The organism is Streptomyces noursei ATCC 11455, assembly GCF_001704275.1.
Lineage (GTDB): Bacteria > Actinomycetota > Actinomycetes > Streptomycetales > Streptomycetaceae > Streptomyces > Streptomyces noursei.
In genome coordinates this window covers 1,850,293-1,865,146 of record NZ_CP011533.1, presented here as the reverse complement: position 1 = coordinate 1,865,146, position 14,854 = coordinate 1,850,293, and the positions used below count along the sequence as shown (strand labels likewise).

14 protein-coding genes are annotated in these 14,854 nt (G+C 74.9%); 11 read left to right on the top strand and 3 right to left on the bottom strand.

Annotated features, from left to right (window positions below; genetic code table 11):
* Positions 1–65: 65 nt before the first annotated feature.
* The 3 genes from SNOUR_RS07835 to SNOUR_RS07825 all read left to right on the top strand — a co-directional run bounded on the left by SNOUR_RS07835 (position 66) and on the right by SNOUR_RS07825 (position 2,355).
* Entirely contained in the window at positions 66–710 is a 645-nt protein-coding gene (locus tag SNOUR_RS07835; RefSeq protein WP_067344963.1) for a winged helix-turn-helix transcriptional regulator, read from the top strand.
* Between the two features lie 92 nt (positions 711–802).
* Positions 803–1,210 (top strand): phosphotransferase, encoded by a 408-nt coding sequence (locus SNOUR_RS07830; RefSeq protein WP_067344961.1) that lies wholly within the window; start codon positions 803–805, stop codon positions 1,208–1,210.
* A gap of 71 nt (positions 1,211–1,281) precedes the next feature.
* Positions 1,282–2,355 (top strand): glycosyl hydrolase family 18 protein, encoded by a 1,074-nt coding sequence (locus SNOUR_RS07825; RefSeq protein WP_079142339.1) that lies wholly within the window; start codon positions 1,282–1,284, stop codon positions 2,353–2,355.
* On the opposite strand, the gene SNOUR_RS07820 is transcribed toward SNOUR_RS07825, so the two are convergent.
* Positions 2,293–3,189: a helix-turn-helix transcriptional regulator gene (locus SNOUR_RS07820; RefSeq protein WP_067344959.1), complete on the bottom strand. Its 897-nt coding sequence runs from the start codon at positions 3,187–3,189 to the stop codon at positions 2,293–2,295. The two genes, SNOUR_RS07825 and SNOUR_RS07820, sit on opposite strands and share 63 nt — an antisense overlap.
* Positions 3,190–3,400: 211 nt before the next feature.
* Between SNOUR_RS07820 and SNOUR_RS07815 the strand changes: the two genes are divergently transcribed.
* Genes SNOUR_RS07815 through SNOUR_RS07805 form a run of 3 tightly spaced genes read left to right on the top strand, consistent with a single transcriptional unit; the run spans position 3,401 to position 6,722 of the window.
* Complete coding sequence (locus SNOUR_RS07815; protein ID WP_067344958.1) at positions 3,401–4,399, top strand: NADPH:quinone oxidoreductase family protein; 999 nt, start codon at positions 3,401–3,403, stop codon at positions 4,397–4,399.
* Complete coding sequence (locus SNOUR_RS07810; protein ID WP_067344956.1) at positions 4,396–5,580, top strand: acyl-CoA dehydrogenase family protein; 1,185 nt, start codon at positions 4,396–4,398, stop codon at positions 5,578–5,580. The genes SNOUR_RS07815 and SNOUR_RS07810 overlap by 4 nt, the downstream gene beginning before the upstream one ends.
* Positions 5,577–6,722, top strand: a complete 1,146-nt coding sequence (locus tag SNOUR_RS07805; RefSeq protein WP_067344954.1) for an acyl-CoA dehydrogenase family protein — start codon at positions 5,577–5,579, stop codon at positions 6,720–6,722. The genes SNOUR_RS07810 and SNOUR_RS07805 overlap by 4 nt, the downstream gene beginning before the upstream one ends.
* A gap of 35 nt (positions 6,723–6,757) precedes the next feature.
* On the opposite strand, the gene SNOUR_RS07800 is transcribed toward SNOUR_RS07805, so the two are convergent.
* The gene (locus tag SNOUR_RS07800) at positions 6,758–7,501 is read right to left on the bottom strand and encodes a hypothetical protein (RefSeq protein ID WP_067344952.1); all 744 of its coding nucleotides are present in this window, start codon (positions 7,499–7,501) and stop codon (positions 6,758–6,760) included.
* 281 nt (positions 7,502–7,782) lie between these two features.
* Here SNOUR_RS07800 and SNOUR_RS07795 point away from each other — a divergent pair, with 281 nt between their 5' ends.
* Positions 7,783–9,126, top strand: coding sequence for a hypothetical protein (locus SNOUR_RS07795; protein ID WP_067344950.1), 1,344 nt, complete (start codon positions 7,783–7,785; stop codon positions 9,124–9,126).
* Positions 9,127–9,163: 37 nt separating this feature from the next.
* On the opposite strand, the gene SNOUR_RS07790 is transcribed toward SNOUR_RS07795, so the two are convergent.
* Entirely contained in the window at positions 9,164–9,694 is a 531-nt protein-coding gene (locus SNOUR_RS07790; protein WP_067344948.1) for a CHAP domain-containing protein, read from the bottom strand.
* A 188-nt stretch (positions 9,695–9,882) separates the two neighbouring features.
* On the opposite strand from SNOUR_RS07790, the gene SNOUR_RS07785 reads away from it, so the two are divergent.
* The 4 genes from SNOUR_RS07785 (at position 9,883) to SNOUR_RS07770 (ending at position 14,720) form a co-directional block, all read left to right on the top strand.
* Positions 9,883–11,130: a S1 family peptidase gene (locus tag SNOUR_RS07785; protein WP_067344946.1), complete on the top strand. Its 1,248-nt coding sequence runs from the start codon at positions 9,883–9,885 to the stop codon at positions 11,128–11,130.
* 137 nt (positions 11,131–11,267) lie between these two features.
* Positions 11,268–12,863, top strand: coding sequence for an ABC transporter substrate-binding protein (locus SNOUR_RS07780; RefSeq protein ID WP_067344945.1), 1,596 nt, complete (start codon positions 11,268–11,270; stop codon positions 12,861–12,863).
* 38 nt (positions 12,864–12,901) lie between these two features.
* Positions 12,902–13,858, top strand: coding sequence for an ABC transporter permease (locus tag SNOUR_RS07775; RefSeq protein ID WP_376738583.1), 957 nt, complete (start codon positions 12,902–12,904; stop codon positions 13,856–13,858).
* The gene (locus SNOUR_RS07770) at positions 13,851–14,720 is read left to right on the top strand and encodes an ABC transporter permease (RefSeq protein WP_067344941.1); all 870 of its coding nucleotides are present in this window, start codon (positions 13,851–13,853) and stop codon (positions 14,718–14,720) included. Before SNOUR_RS07775 ends, SNOUR_RS07770 begins: the two co-directional genes overlap by 8 nt.
* Positions 14,721–14,854: the final 134 nt, after the last annotated feature.

Sequence of the window (14,854 nt, the reverse complement as noted above, 5' to 3'; positions counted from 1 at the left end):
GACACCGTACTTGGTTTTCCCAACTTCTAGCTTGGAAAATCCAATCACATGTCTATGCTGGTGTCATGCCGCGCCGAAGTTATGACCAGTACTGCGCCGTCGCCCGGGCCCTGGACGCCGTCGGCGACCGTTGGACGCTGCTGATCGTCCGGGAACTGCTGGGCGGCTCCCGCCGCTACACCGACCTGCACGCCGACCTGCCGGGCGTCAGTACGGACATGCTCGCCTCCCGCCTGAAGGACATGGAGCGCGACGAACTGCTCACCCGCCGCCGCCTCCCCCCACCGGGCGCCGCCTTCGTCTACGAACTCACCCCGCGCGGCCGCGCCCTGCTCCCGGCCCTGACCGCACTCGCCGACTGGGGCGCCCCGGCCCTCGACGAGCAGCGCCCCACCGACGCGGTCCGCGCCCACTGGTCCGCGGTCCCGCTGATGGCCCGGCTCGCCCGGCACTACCCGGGCGACGCGGTCCGCGTCATCGACGTCGCCCTGGACGAGGGCGCCTTCCACATCGTCCTCGACCCGGACGGCCCGGCCGCCGCCCGCTACGCCGACGGCCCCGCCACCCACCCCGACACCGTCCTGCGCATGGCCACCGCGACCTGCGTCGCCCTCGCCCAGGACCGCCTCACCCTCGCCGAGGCCCTCGCGGCCGGCCGGATCGAGGAGACCCGTCCCGGCGAACGCACCCCGGACCCGACCACGGCCTGAACGACGACCGACCGCCCCCGCGGCCGGCGACCGCCCGATGTCGCCGGCCGCCGTCCTTGCCGCGGCCTTGCGCCCGTGCCACCGTCCGTCCGGTGAACACCCACCGGACACCGCCGCCCGCGCCCTCCGGAACCGGCCGCTGGCACACCCACGACCTCACCCTCCACCCGGACCGCGTCGTCAAACGCTTCCGCGCTGTCGAGGGGCCCGGCCCCTACGTGCGCGAACGGCGCGCGCTGACCCTGCTCGGCAGACACGCCCCGGGCGTCGCCCCGACCCTGCTGAGTTCCCACGCCCCGGCGCACGCCGGCGACCCGCCCACCCTGGTGATGTCCCGGCTGCCCGGCACCCCCTTGCGCGGAACCCCCCTGACCGAACGACAGTTGGCCGCCTGGGCGCAGACCGTCCGCACCCTGCACGCCGCGCTCCCGCGGAACCCGCCCGGCACCGCGGAGCGGCAGGCCCGGCGGCTGTGCCGACGGCTCGACGGCACGGCGTAGCCACCGGCCACCACCCCGCCGTTCGGCCGCGTCGAGGAGTGCCGGGGGCCGGACCGGGCGAGGCTCGGGGCATGACGTGGACGTGGCGGATGCGGAAGCGGGTCGGCGGAGTGCTGTTGCTGGCCCTGGTGTTGATGGCGGGGGCGGTGCTGCCGTCCGGGGCGGCTCCCGCGCCCCGGACGCGGGAGCGCGGGATGTCGGCGTGGCTGCCGTTCTGGGGCGACGTCGAGGGGGCCTACCGGGACGCGCTGGCGCACGCCGGGCAGCTGCACACGGTCAGCCCCTTCTGGTACGAGGCGACGTCCGAGCGCGCGGTCACCGGCCGGCCCGGCGCGGTCCGCCCGGACATGGTGGCGGGGCTGCACCGGGCCGGCATCGCGGTGGTGCCCACGGTGACCGAGACGCCGGACGCCACGGCGATGGCGGCACTCCTGCACGACCCGGCGCGGCGCCGGGCCCATGTCGACGCGCTGGTGGCGACGGTGGCGCGCCAGGGGTACGACGGCATCGACCTGGACTACGAGACGATGGCGGTGACCGGCGACGCGGCGGCCCGGGAGCGGGTGCGCAGCGGCTACGTCACGCTCGTCGGCGAGCTCTGCGCCCGGCTGCACGGCAGCGGCAAGACGTGCGTGGTGACGGTGATGCCGCGGACCCGGGGCGCCGGCGCGGCCTTCGACTACCGGAGGCTGGGCGCGCTCGCCGACACCGTGCGCTACATGGGCTACGACCTGCACTGGTCCATGGGGGAGCCGGGACCGCTGTCCTCGAAGGAGTGGTACGCGGAGATCCTGCGCCAGGCCACCGCCGAGGTGCCCCGGGACCGGATCGAGCTGGCGTTCCCCGGGTACGGCTGGGACTGGGTGCCGGGCAGCGGCCGGCGCGCCACGCACGTGACCTGGCACGAGGCCGAGGCGCTGCGGAAGCGGGTGGGCGCCCCGTACACCTTCGACGAGGTCTCCGGCACCCCGCACTTCCGCTACGCGCGCGGCGGTGAGCGGCACGAGGTCTGGTACCAGGACGCGCGGGGCGTCCGGGCGCAGCTGCCGCTGCTGGCGCAGTACGGGGTGCGGGGCCGGGGCCTATGGGCGCTGGGGTTCGAGGACCCGGACGTCTGGGCCGCGTTCCGCGGCGAGCAGCCGTAGCGCGGCCTCGGAGGGCGAGCCCACGGGGGCGGAGAACATCAGGACGCCCTGGCCGGAGCCGTCCGGGGTCTGCATCATCTCGAAGTCCAGGGCCAGTTCGCCCACCAGCGGATGGTGGAAGTGCTTGGTGCCGAAGGTGCAGTTGTTGACCACGTGGCGCGACCACAGACCGCTGAACTCGGTGCTCTTCATGGACAACTCACCGATCAGCTCGGCCAGTTGCTGGTCGTCGGGGCGCTGCCCGGCGGCCACCCGCAGCGAGGCGACCGCGCGCCGGGTCTCCCCCTCGCGTTCGGGGTAGAGCTCGCGGGTGTGCGGGTCGAGGAAGAGCAGCCGCTGGGTGTTGGGCCGGTCCAGCGGGCGGGACGGGCTGTCGAAGTCCAGGTGGCCGGCGATCAGGGCGTGCCCGAGGCGGTTCCACGCCAGGACCTCGAAGCGCGGCCCGAGGGCGAGGGCCGGCACGCCGTCCACGGCGGCGAGCAGCTGCCGCACGCCGGGGCGGGCGGTGTCGGGGCGGACCGCCGGGCGGCGCCGGTTCGGCGTCGGGCGGGCGAGCTGCCGCAGGTGGGCGCGCTCGTCGGGGGTCAGCCGGAGCGCCCGGGCCAGGGCGTCCAGCACGCCCTCCGAGGCGTTGTGGCTCTGGCCCTGTTCGAGGCGGGTGTAGTAGGCGACGCTGACGCCGGCGAGCTGGGCGAGCTCCTCGCGCCGCAGTCCGGGGACCCGGCGGCGCGCCCCGTAGGAGACCAGGCCGACGTCCTCCGGCTGCAGCCGGGCGCGGCGGGTGCGCAGGAAGTCCCCCAGTGCGGAGGGGCCGGTGGTGGCGGAAGCGTCCATGCCCGCCAGTGTGCGTCACGCGGTGGCCGGGTCGCCTGTCCCTGTCAGGGGCAGGCTGCCGATCGGGGCCCGCTCCGGGACCGGCGGATCGCCCGCGACGGGGCCGGCCGGAACTGTTCCCTGGATGTTACCGACCGCTTAGTATGCCGGTGGCGAGGGCCGGGTCCGGCCCCGCACCGGCCGTACGACTTCAGGTCTGTGGAGGCATCACGTGAAGGCATGGCGCGTGCACGCGAACGGGGAGCCGCGAGCGGCGATGCGGCTGGAGGAGGTGCCGGACCCGCAGCCCGGCCCCGGCCAGCTGCTGCTGCGGGTGCGGGCCGCCAACGTCAACTTCCCCGACGCGCTGCTGTGCCGGGGCCAGTACCAGGTCCGGCCACCGCTCCCGTTCACCCCCGGCGTGGAGATCTGCGGCGAGGTGCTGGCGGTGGGCCAGGGCGCGACCGGCGAGGTCGGCGCGCGGGTACTGGCCCAGCCGGCACTGCCCGGCGGCGGCTTCGCGGAGCTGGCCGTCGCCGACGCCGCGGCGGTCCGGCCGGCCCCCGAGGCACTGGACGACGCCGAGGCCGCCGCACTGCACATCGGCTACCAGACCGGCTGGTTCGGACTGCACCGCCGGGCCCGGCTCCAGGCGGGCGAGACGCTGCTGGTGCACGCCGCGGCCGGCGGCGTCGGCAGCGCCGCGGTCCAGCTCGGCCGGGCCGCCGGCGCCCGGGTCATCGGCGTCGTGGGCGGCCCCGAAAAGGCCCGCACCGCCCGCGAGTTGGGCTGCGACCTGGTCCTCGACCGGCGGTCCGACGACCTCGTCGCGGCGGTGAAGGAGGCCACCGGCGGACGCGGCGCGGACGTGGTCTACGACCCGGTGGGCGGCGACGCGTACGCCAAGTCCACCAAGTGCATCGCCTTCGAGGGCCGGATCCTCGTCGTCGGCTTCGCCGGCGGCGCCATCCCCACCCCGGCCCTCAACCATGCCCTGGTCAAGAACTACGCGATCCTGGGCCTGCACTGGGGCCTGTACAACACCAAGGACCCGGCCGCTGTCGACGCCTGCCACGAGGAGCTGACCAAGCTCGCCGCCCAGGGGGCGATCAAGCCCCTGATCGGCGACCGGGTCCCCTTGGCGGGGGCCGCCGACGCCGTCCAACGGGTCGCCGACGGGGACTCCGTCGGCCGCCTCGTGGTGGTTCCCGGAACGGAGGAGAACCGATGACCGACGCCGCCGACCTGCGCCGGCGCACCGCCGAACTGCTCGCCACCCACCCCCCGAAGACCACCGACCGGCTGGACTTCCTGCGCGCCCGCTTCGACGCCGGACTGGCCTGGGTGCACTTCCCCGAGGGGCTCGGCGGCCTGGACGCCCCGCGCTCCCTCCAGGCCGTCGTGGACGCCGAACTCGCCGCCGCCGGCGCCCCGGACAACACCCCCAGCCGGATCGGCATCGGCCTGGGAATGGCCGCGCCGACCCTCCTGCGCTACGGCACCGAGGAGCAGAAGCAGCGCTTCCTGCGGCCCCTGTGGACCGGCGAGGAGGTGTGGTGCCAGCTGTTCAGCGAGCCCGGCGCCGGCTCCGACCTGGCCGCGCTGGCCACCCGCGCCGTCCGGGACGAGGACGGCGACTGGGTGGTGGACGGGCAGAAGGTCTGGACCTCCAGCGCCCATCTGGCGCGCTGGGCGATCCTGGTCGCCCGCACCGACCCGGCCGTGCCCAAGCACCAGGGGCTGACGTACTTCGTCTGCGACATGACCGACCCCGGCGTCGACGTGCGCCCGCTGCGCCAGATCACCGGCGAGGCGGAGTTCAACGAGGTCTTCCTCAGCGGCGTCGAGATCCCCGACGCCCATCGGCTCGGCGCCGTCGGCGACGGCTGGCAGGTCGCCCGGACCACGCTGATGAACGAACGGGTCGCCATCGGCGGCGCCCGCAGCGCGCGTGAGGGCGGGATGATCGGCGTGGCCGCGGCGGCCTGGCGCGACCGCCCCGAGCTGCGCACCCACGACCTGCACCAGCGGCTGCTGACGTTCTGGGTGGAGGCCGAGGTCGCCCGCCTCACCGGTGAACGGCTGCGCCAGCAACTGACCAAGGGCCAGCCCGGCCCCGAGGGCAGCGGCATGAAACTGGCCTTCGCCCGGCTCGCCCAGCAGATCAGCGGCTGGGAGGTGGAGTTCCTCGGCGAGGACGGACTCGCCTACGACGACTGGACGTTGCGCCGCCCCGAGGGCGTCGACTTCACCGGCCGCGAGGCCGGCTACCGCTATCTGCGCGCCAAGGGGAACTCCATCGAGGGAGGCACCTCCGAAGTGCTGCTCAACATCGTCGCCGAGCGCGTCCTGGGCCTGCCGCCCGAGCCGCGCACCGACAAGGACGTCGCGTGGAAGGACCTCCCCCGATGACCCCCACGACCCCCGCCGCCGAGCCCGACCTCCTCTACTCCGAGGAGGAGGACGCCCTGCGCGCCGCCGTACGCGCCCTCCTCACCGACCGCTGCGATCCGGCCACCGTGCTCGCCGCCCTGGAGACCGGCCGGCCCTACGACCCGGAGCTGTGGCGGGCCCTGACCGCCGAGATCGGCGCCGCCGGTCTGCTGGTCCCCGAGAAGTTCGGCGGACAGGGCGCGGGCCCCCGGGAGGCCGCCGTCGTCCTGGAGGAACTGGGCCGCGCGGTGGCGCCGGTGCCCTATCTGAGCAGCGCGGTGCTCGCGGTCACCGCGCTGCTGGGCTGCGACACCGGCCGGGCCGAGGTCGCCGGCCCGCTGGCCGACCTCGCCGAGGGCCGCACCGTCGGGGCGCTCGCCGTCCCGCTGCCGACCGCGCCCGGCGGGACCGGCCCGGCCACCGTACGGGCGGACGCCGCCGGCGCGCTCACCGGGCGGGTCACCTCGGTCGCGGACGCCGCCGGCGCCGGACTGCTGCTCGTCCCCGCCGAGGGCCCGGACGGCCCGGCGCTCTACGCGGTGGACGCCGCGGCGGACGGCGTGCGCACCGAGCCGGTCACCCCGCTCGACCTGACCCGGCCGCTGGCCCACGTGGTCTTCGAGGGCGCCCCCGGCCGCCCGCTGGCCCGCGGGGAGCGGGCCCGTACCGCCGTCGAGCGCGCGCTGCGCACCGGCGCCGGACTGCTCGCCTCGGAGCAACTCGGCCTCGCCGAGTGGTGCCTGACCGAAACCGTGCGGTACGCCGGTGAGCGCACCCAGTTCGGCCGCCCGATCGGTTCGTTCCAGGCGCTCAAGCACCGGATGGCCGCGCTGTGGTTGGACGTCGCCTCGGCCCGGGCCGCGGCCCGCAACGCCGCCGACGCGCTGGCCGGCGACGGCCCGGACGCGCAGGTGGCGGTCGCGGTGGCCCAGGCGTACTGCGCGCCGGTGGCGGTGCGCGCCGCCGAGGAGTGCATCCAGCTGCACGCCGGCATCGGGATGACCTGGGAGCACCCTGCGCACCTCTACCTCAAGCGCGCCAAGGCCGACGAACTCGCCCTCGGCACGCCGGGGCGCCACCGGGACGCGCTGGCCACCCTGGTGGACCTGGCCGCGCCCTAGGCCGAGTCCGCGAAGTCCCGCCTGCTGTCGTCCCGTCAGTTCGTGACGGCGAACGGTCGGCTGAAGGCGTGCGCCGCGCCGTTGCCGGCGGTCACCTCCAGGGCGTAGGCCGGGCCGGGCGGCACCTCGGGCAGGGTCACCAGGACCTCGCCGGCCCGGCCGGCACCGGCCCGTGGGGAGACCAGCGCCAGCCGCTGTATCCGGCCGGGGCCGGCCGCGGCGTTCAACCAGACGTCCACCTCGGTGCCGGTGGTGTTGGTCCAGGCGACTGGGAAGCTGCCGTTGACCCGCAGGCTCGCCTGGTCGGTGGGCGCGGTGACCTGGATCCGCCCGGCCGGGGGCCGCCCGGTGCCGGGCGGCGCCGCGTCCGGCGGGGAGTCGGCGGGGCGGGCCCGCGCCGGGCCCGGCGCGGCGGCCGCGGCGTCGGCGTCCGGGGCCCGCTGGTCATCCGGAGCCTGCGGGTCCTCAGGAACCCCCGGGTCCGCACGGTCCTCCGGGCCCGCCGGATCGTCCGGGCCGGCGCGATCCACCGGCCCGTCGCGATCCACCGGCCCCTCCGGGACGGCGGGGTCCTCGGGGACGTCCGGCCCGCGGTGGGTGACGGCGGCGCGGCCGGTGGTGGCGGTGCGCGCGGCGACCGCGGGGGAGACGCTGGGGGAGACGGGGCGTGCGGAGCCCACGTGGTGCGCGGGGGCCAGTTCGAGGACCAGCGTGCAGCCGACCGCGGTGGCGGCGACCGCGATGGCGAGGGAGTTGGCCGCCTCGGCGACCCTGCCCATCGCGTCCTCCTTTCCTCGGGGAGGGGACGAGTCGTTCCTCGGGTCCTTGCGCCGGCGCTGCCGTGGGGCGCGCCCGGGCTTCGACGGGGAGGGACGAGCCGGAACATCCCCGGCGACCTTGATCATCAAAGGCCCGCGCCCGGCGACCACCTGCATGGACAGCTCCGGCGCGACAGCTCGGCGGCGAGGCGGGATACTACCCGCCGCAACCCAGAGGTAAGTAAAAAATCCGTAAACTGGCGAGGGTGTCCTGAAAGTGCCGTTCGGGTAGCGTCGGAGCCATGAAGACCGCAACCCGCCGTGTGCTGATCGGACCGGTGCTCCTGCTGCTGGCGGCCCTCCTCGCGATGGTCACCGTGGCCGCGCCCGGCGCGCATGCCGCGGGTGGGCTGGACGAGGCGGCCGCCGCCCTGCGGAAGGGCCCGGTCTACGTCGACCCCCGCGCCTCAGGTCAGTTTTCGGCCACTGAGGCGGACGCCCTCGCCAAGAAGATCAAGGACTCCGGCAGGCCGGTCTTCGTCGCCGTCCTGCCCCGGACCTCCGACTACCAGCCGTCCACCCTGCTCCGGGACCTGCGGACCAAGGTCGGCATCAGCGGGGTCTACGCCGTCGAGTTCGGCGACGGCTTCAACGCCGGCGCCGACCCCCGGGTGATGTCACGCACCGCGGTCCAGAATCTCGTCGGCGCCGTCAAGCGCTCGCAGTACCCGACCGTCTCCGCGCGCCTCAACAGCTTCGTCGACACCGCGGCCACCGAGGCCCACGGCCACGCCCCGGCCTCCTGGGGCGGCACCGGCGGCGGGATCGACACCGGCACCGTGGTCGGCCTCGGCGCGCTGATCGCCATCGGAGGCGGCGGCGCGTACGCCATCGCCCGCCGCAACCGCCGCAAGCGGGCCGAGGAGGAGCGCGCCGCCCTCGAAGACCTGCGGATCGTGGTCGACGAGGACATCACCGCCTTCGGCGAGGAACTGGACCGACTGGACTTCAACCCCGCCGAGCCCGGCGCCGACGACGCGATGCGCGCCGACTACTCCCGCGCCCTGGACACCTACGAGGACGCCAAGTCGGCGATGGCCTCGGCCGAGCACCCCGGCGACGTCCGGGCGGTGACCAAGGAACTGGAGGAGGGGCGCTTCGCGCTCGCCACGCTCGCCGCGCGCCGCGAGGGCCGGCCGCTGCCCGAGCGCCGGCTGCCCTGCTTCTTCGACCCCCGGCACGGTCCCTCGGTCACCGACGCGACCTGGGCCCCGCCCGGTGGCGCCGAGCGCACCGTCCCGGTCTGCGCCGCCGACAAGAGCCGACTGGACGACGGCCGGGAGCCGCTGGCCCGCACGGTCCGCACCCCGCAGGGCGACCGCCCGTACTGGGACGCGGGCCCCGCCTACGCCCCCTGGGCCGGCGGCTACTTCGGCGGCGGGCTGCTCCCCGGCCTGCTCATCGGCACCACCCTCGGCCACCTCATGATGACCGGCCCCGCCTACGGCGCCGACCTCGGCGGCAACCAGGGGGCGGAGGGCGGCGAGGTCACCGGCGCCGACTTCGACCCCGGCGACTTCGGCGGAGGCTTCGGCGGCGGGGACTTCGGGGGCGGCGACGGCGGCTTCGGCGGCGGCGACTTCTGACCGGCCCCGTTCCGACCGGTCCGGCCGGTCCGGTCCGCTACCCCTCCCGGAAGCCGTCCGGCACCACCCGCTTCGCGCCCAGGAAGCGGGCGTACCGCGGCCGGGCCGTGAAGTCGGCGTAGCCCCACACCGCCGGCCGGCCCACCTCCCGGCACAGGTGCAGCACCCGATCCGGTCCCAGGTGGACGCCGACGTGCGCACCGTATCCCTCCGGCCGCCCGGCGAGCGGACCGGCGTCGAAGAGCACCAGGTCCAGCGGCTCCGGCGGAGCGGCCCGGCGGGTCGCCCCGCGGTCCGCCCACAGCTCGGCCGAGCGCAGCGGCGGCACCCGCAGCCCGAAGTGGGCCAGCACGGCATAGGCGTAGCGCTGGCAGTTGGCGCCGCCGGCGAGGTCCGGGGGCGGCGCCGTACCCGCCGCAGGTCCGGCCGGGTGTGACGGGCATTCAGGTGGCCCGGCTCCCGGATGGCGGGCGGCCGAGTAGGCGACGTTGCGCAGCGCCCCGGGCAGCGCGTCGTACGCAACGGGGCCGCGGACGTTGGGGACTTGGGGACCGGCGGCGGAGCTCATCGGTCCATGATGCCGTCGCTCTCCCCGTGCCGGCCGGCACGGCGTCGAGGAGGCTCGTTGCGGCACTGTCGTCACCCTCCCGCCCGCCCTCGCGGCGGACGACGGGGCGTGGCGGCAGGGCCCGGGGCTGATCCCAGCACCCGCCCAAGTCCGGGCCGACGTGTACTCGACACCACGAGGAGACCCCGATGCAACGGCGCATTCCCAAGGCCGCCCTGTGGGGCGCGGCCGCGACCGCCCTGGTGGCGGCCGTCACCCCGAACGGCCCGGCGCGGGCCCTGCCGCAGTCCGACCCGAGCCCGCAGCCCGCGCAGCGCAGCATGCTCGATGCGATGCGCCGGGACCTCGGCCTGTCCCCGACCCAGGCCCGGACCCGGCTCGCGCAGGAGGCCGAGGCGCAGCACACCGCCCTCGCGGTGCGCCGGGCGCTGGCCGCGCCGCCCGCCGGGATGTGGTTCGACAAGGCGCTCGGCCGGCTCGTCGTCGCCGTGACCGGACCCGCCGACGCCCAACGGGTGCGGTCCCTCGGGGCGGTGCCCAAGAGTGTCCGGCACAGCCGGGCGACGCTCCAGGGCGTGGTGCGGCAGATCGCCGAGCGGGCCGGCCGCGGCATCCCGGGCGTCACCGGCTGGGGCATCGACGAGCGCGCCAACGGGGTGGTGGTGCGGGTCGACCGCGCGACGCGCACCACCCGCACCGCCGGCTTCGAGGGCACCGCGCGGCAGATCGCCGTCCGCTCGCGGGTCCCGGTCACCGTCGAGCGCAGCGACCAGGCGCCGCGTCAGCAGAACGGCGCGGCCATGGGCGAGAAGGGCATGATCATCGGCGGCGACCGCTGGATGCCGGGGACCGACGGCATCTGCTCCATCGGCTTCTCGGTGACCGGACCCAACCACTTCCAGGGCTTCGTGACCGCCGGTCACTGCACGCTGAAGGCCAACCAGCCCGCGTACGGCAAGGACGGCAGCCGCATCGGCACCTCCAACAGGGGCGGGAAGCGCAGCGTCAACGGCTACGCGGGCGACTTCGGCCTGGTGACGGTGGATCAGCCGGGCTGGAAGGTGAGCCCTGAGGTGCGGGGGCAGGGCGGCAGCCCGGTCACCGTCACCGGCTCCCAGGAGGGCATCGTCGGGATGTCGATCTGCCACTCCGGCCAGACCAGCGGCTGGCACTGCGGCGAGATCACCCGCACCGACCAGACCGTCGACTACGGCAGCACCGTCATCTCCGGTCTGTCCTTCACCAACGCCTGCTCGGCGGCCGGGGATTCGGGCGGTTCCTACGTCAGCCAGCCCGGCGCCCCGAGGGCGGTGGGCGTGCACTCCGGCGGCGGCGCCGCGACCTGCGACGTCGGCGGGGACACCATCACCATCTTCCAGCCGATCGACGGGCCGCTGCGCAAGTGGGACCTGAAGCTGGTGACCGGCACCCCGTGACCTCCGGCCCGTGCGCTCATAGCGCGCCAGGGCCACCTCGGACCGGTTCATGACCACACCTTTACGTACTGTTTAATGGCAACCGCACAAATGCAAGCGGTTCGCAACAACAGTCGATCTTCAAGAGGGGTGTGGGCATGACGTCCCGGTCCATACGGCGAGTGGCCGCCACGGCGCTGGCGGCCACGATGGCGCTCACCGCGGCGGCCTGCGCCGCCCCGAACGAGGGCCGGGGCAGCACCAAGCCCACCGACACCGCCGTCGTCGGCATCGCCTTCGAACCCGAGACGCTCAGCCCGCTCCTCGGCTACGGCAAGGACGGCAACTCCAAGATCTTCGACGGGCTGCTCACCCACGACGCCGAGATGCGCCTCCAGCCCGCACTGGCCGCCGCGCTCCCCGACGTCACCGACGGCGGCAGGACCTACACCTTCACCCTCCGCCCGGGCGTGAAGTTCAGCGACGGCACGCCCTTCACCGCCGACGACGTGGTCTTCACCTACGACACCATCCTCGACGAGAAGACCAACAACGCCTCCAAGGCCGAGCTGGACGCCCTCGACACCGTGGAGAAGAAAGACGACCGGACCGTCGTCTTCCACCTGAAATACCCCTACGCGCCGTTCGCCGAGCGCACCGTCCTGCCCATCGCCCCCCGACACCTCGCCGGCAAGCAGGACGTCAACACCGGCCCCTTCACCACCCACCCGGTCGGCACCGGCCCCTACGTCCTCACCACGTGGTCCAAGGGCGAGAAGCTCACCTTCACCGCCAACCCCCACTACTGGGGCGGCGCGCCGAAGGTCAAGCACCTCACCATGGCGATCATCAAGGACGACGACATCCGCGCCACCCGACTGCGCTCCGGCGACCTCGACGGCGCCATCCTGCCGCCCGAACTCGCCGCCACCTTCAAGACCGACACCGGCCGCCGCACCCTCGCCGCCAAGACCTTCGACTACCGCAACGTCACCCTGCCCAGCGCCAACCCGGTCACCGGCGACCGCGCCGTACGCCGCGCACTGGACCTCGCCGTCGACCGCCAGGCCATGGTCAAGGGCATCCTCAGCGGCGCAGGCAAGCCCGCCTACGGACCGGTGCCCACCGACAGCCCCTGGTTCGCCAAGGGCACCGAGCGCCCGCACGACCTGGGCAAGGCCCAGCAGATCCTCGACGAGGCCGGCTGGAAGAAGGGCCCCGACGGCGTCCGCGCCAAGGACGGACAACGCGCCTCCTTCACCCTCTGGTACCTCTCCGGCGACAAGCTCCGCCAGGAGCACGCACTCGCCTTCGCCTCCGACGCCAAGAAGGCCGGCATCGAGGCCAAGGTCGAGTCCGGCACCTGGGAGGCCATCGAGCCCAACATGAAGCAGGACGCCGTCCTCGCCGGCGGCGGCAGCCCCGCCGACCCCGACTTCGACCAGTACCTGCTGCTGCACTCCTCGCTCGCCGGCGACGGCTTCAACAACATGTCCCGGTACGCCAGCAAGACCGTCGACGACCAACTCGTCGCCGCCCGCCGCACCGACGACCACCAGGCCCGCAAGACCGCCTACGACACCATCCAGCGCGAACTGGCCGAGGACCCCGCCTACATCTTCCTCACCCACGTCGACCACCTCTACGTCGTCGACGACCGCTGGAAGGACCTCACCACCCAGGTCGAACCGCACGACCACGGACTGGCCTCCGGCCCCTGGTGGAACGCAGAGGACTGGCAGCCCGCGAAGTGACCGCCCGCTCCACGCTGCCCTGGGGGCCGATGGCGCGGATGACGGCACGGCGGGCCCTGACCGCCGTGCCGGTCCTGCTCGCCGTCACCCTCGGGGTGTTCGCGATCGCCGCCGCCTCGCCCTTCGACCCGGTGCGCGCCTACGCCGGCACCGCCGGACTCACCGCCTCCCAGGAGAACCTCGACCAGCTCCGGCACAACCTCGGCGTCGACCGGCCCCTGCTGACCCGCTGGTGGGACTGGCTCACCAGCGCCCTCACCGGCGACCTCGGCGACTCCGCGAGCCTGCGCGCCCCGGTCTCCCAGGTCATCGGCGAACGCCTCGGCTGGTCGGTACTGCTGTGCGCACTGGCCTTCGCCCTCGCCGTGACCATCGGCACCCTCCTCGGCGTGCTGGCAGCCAGGCGCCGCGGCGGCGCACTCGACCGCGCGGTCACCGCCACCGCCTACGTCCTGGAAGCCGCCCCGCCGTACTGGCTCGGACTGCTCGCCGTCTGGCTGGGCGCCCTCAAACTCGGGATGCTGCCGGCCGGCGGCCTCACCGACACCGGCACCGACCTCGTCACCGCCGGCCAGACCGCCCGCCACCTCGCCCTGCCGGCACTGGTGCTCGCCGCCTCCCAACTGCCCTGGTTCGTCCTCTACGTCCGCCAGGGCGTCGGCGACGCGCTGACGGAGGACCCCGTGCGCGGCGCCCGGGCCCGCGGCCTGCGGGAACGCACCGTACTGCTCCACCACGCGCTGCGCTCCGGCCTGCTGCCCGTCCTGACCCTGATCGGCTCCCGGGTACCCGAACTCATCACTGGCGCCCTGCTGGTGGAGACCGTCTTCAGCTGGCCGGGCATCGCCGCCGCCACCGTCCAGGCCGCCACCAGCGTGGACTTCCCGCTGCTGGCCGCGCTCACGGTGCTGGCCACCGCCGCCGTCCTCGCCGGCAACCTGCTCTCCGACCTGCTCTACGGACTGGCCGACCCGAGGGTGGGATTCGATGGCTAGCACCACCACCGGCGCGCGCGGCCGGCGCGGCGGCACTCCGCGACGCGCCCTCCGACTCCGCGCCGGCGCCGGGATCCTGGCCGTCGTCGTCCTCGCCGTCGTCCTCGTCCCGCTGCTGTTCCCCCTGGACCGGCAGGCCGTGGACCTGGCCGCCAAACTCCAACCACCGTCCGTCGCCCACCCGTTCGGCACCGACGAGGTCGGCCGCGACCTGCTGCTCCGCTGCGTCTACGGACTGCGCGTCTCGCTGCTGGTCGGAGTGGTCGCGGCCCTGGTCGCCACGGTCCTCGGCACCGCCGTCGGCGCCCTCGCCGGAGCACTCGGCGGCTGGGCCGACCGCACCGTGATGCGCCTGGTCGACCTCTTCTCCTCCGTGCCGCACCTGCTGCTCGGCATCTTCATCGTCGCCATGTTCCGACCCGGCGTCTGGCCGGTGATCATCTCGGTGGCGCTGACACACTGGCTGTCCACCGCCCGCATCGTCCGCGCCGAAGTGCTCTCGCTGCGCTCCCGGCCCTACCTCGACGCCGCGCTCACCGGCGGCGCCTCCCGCTGGCGGGTGACCCTCCGCCACCTCCTGCCGGGCGTCCTGCCGCAGGCCGGACTCGCCGCCGTCCTGATGGTCCCGCACGCCATCTGGCACGAGTCCGCGCTGTCCTTCCTCGGCCTGGGGCTGCCCGCCCACGAGGCGAGCCTGGGCATCATGGCCAACGCCGCCCGCAGCTCCCTGCTGGCCGGCGACTGGTGGCCCACCCTCTTCCCCGGCCTGTTCATCATCGTCCCCACGCTCGCCGTCGCGGGCCTGGCCGGCGCCTGGCGGGAGCGGCTCAACCCGCGCCGCCGATCGGAGCTGACGCTGTGACCGCCCACCGGACCCCCGACCCGAGCCCGGCCCCCGCCCCGACCACCGGCACGCGCCCCGAGGGGACCGACGAGGAGCCCGGAGCCGCCACCGCCCCGCCCCGCCTCGCCGTGCGCGGGCTGACCGTCCGCTTC

Excerpts from the sequence above, each read along its gene's own strand:
- SNOUR_RS07835 (WP_067344963.1), top strand. The coding sequence starts at position 66 with ATGCCGCGCCGAAGTTATGACCAGTACTGCGCCGTCGCCCGGGCCCTG.
- SNOUR_RS07825 (WP_079142339.1), top strand. The coding sequence starts at position 1,282 with ATGACGTGGACGTGGCGGATGCGGAAGCGGGTCGGCGGAGTGCTGTTG.
- SNOUR_RS07820 (WP_067344959.1), bottom strand. The coding sequence starts at position 3,189 with ATGGACGCTTCCGCCACCACCGGCCCCTCCGCACTGGGGGACTTCCTG.
- SNOUR_RS07810 (WP_067344956.1), top strand. The coding sequence starts at position 4,396 with ATGACCGACGCCGCCGACCTGCGCCGGCGCACCGCCGAACTGCTCGCC.
- SNOUR_RS07805 (WP_067344954.1), top strand. The coding sequence starts at position 5,577 with ATGACCCCCACGACCCCCGCCGCCGAGCCCGACCTCCTCTACTCCGAG.
- SNOUR_RS07800 (WP_067344952.1), bottom strand. The coding sequence starts at position 7,501 with ATGGGCAGGGTCGCCGAGGCGGCCAACTCCCTCGCCATCGCGGTCGCC.
- SNOUR_RS07795 (WP_067344950.1), top strand. The coding sequence starts at position 7,783 with ATGAAGACCGCAACCCGCCGTGTGCTGATCGGACCGGTGCTCCTGCTG.
- SNOUR_RS07790 (WP_067344948.1), bottom strand. The coding sequence starts at position 9,694 with ATGAGCTCCGCCGCCGGTCCCCAAGTCCCCAACGTCCGCGGCCCCGTT.
- SNOUR_RS07785 (WP_067344946.1), top strand. The coding sequence starts at position 9,883 with ATGCAACGGCGCATTCCCAAGGCCGCCCTGTGGGGCGCGGCCGCGACC.
- SNOUR_RS07780 (WP_067344945.1), top strand. The coding sequence starts at position 11,268 with ATGACGTCCCGGTCCATACGGCGAGTGGCCGCCACGGCGCTGGCGGCC.
- SNOUR_RS07775 (WP_376738583.1), top strand. The coding sequence starts at position 12,902 with ATGACGGCACGGCGGGCCCTGACCGCCGTGCCGGTCCTGCTCGCCGTC.
- SNOUR_RS07770 (WP_067344941.1), top strand. The coding sequence starts at position 13,851 with ATGGCTAGCACCACCACCGGCGCGCGCGGCCGGCGCGGCGGCACTCCG.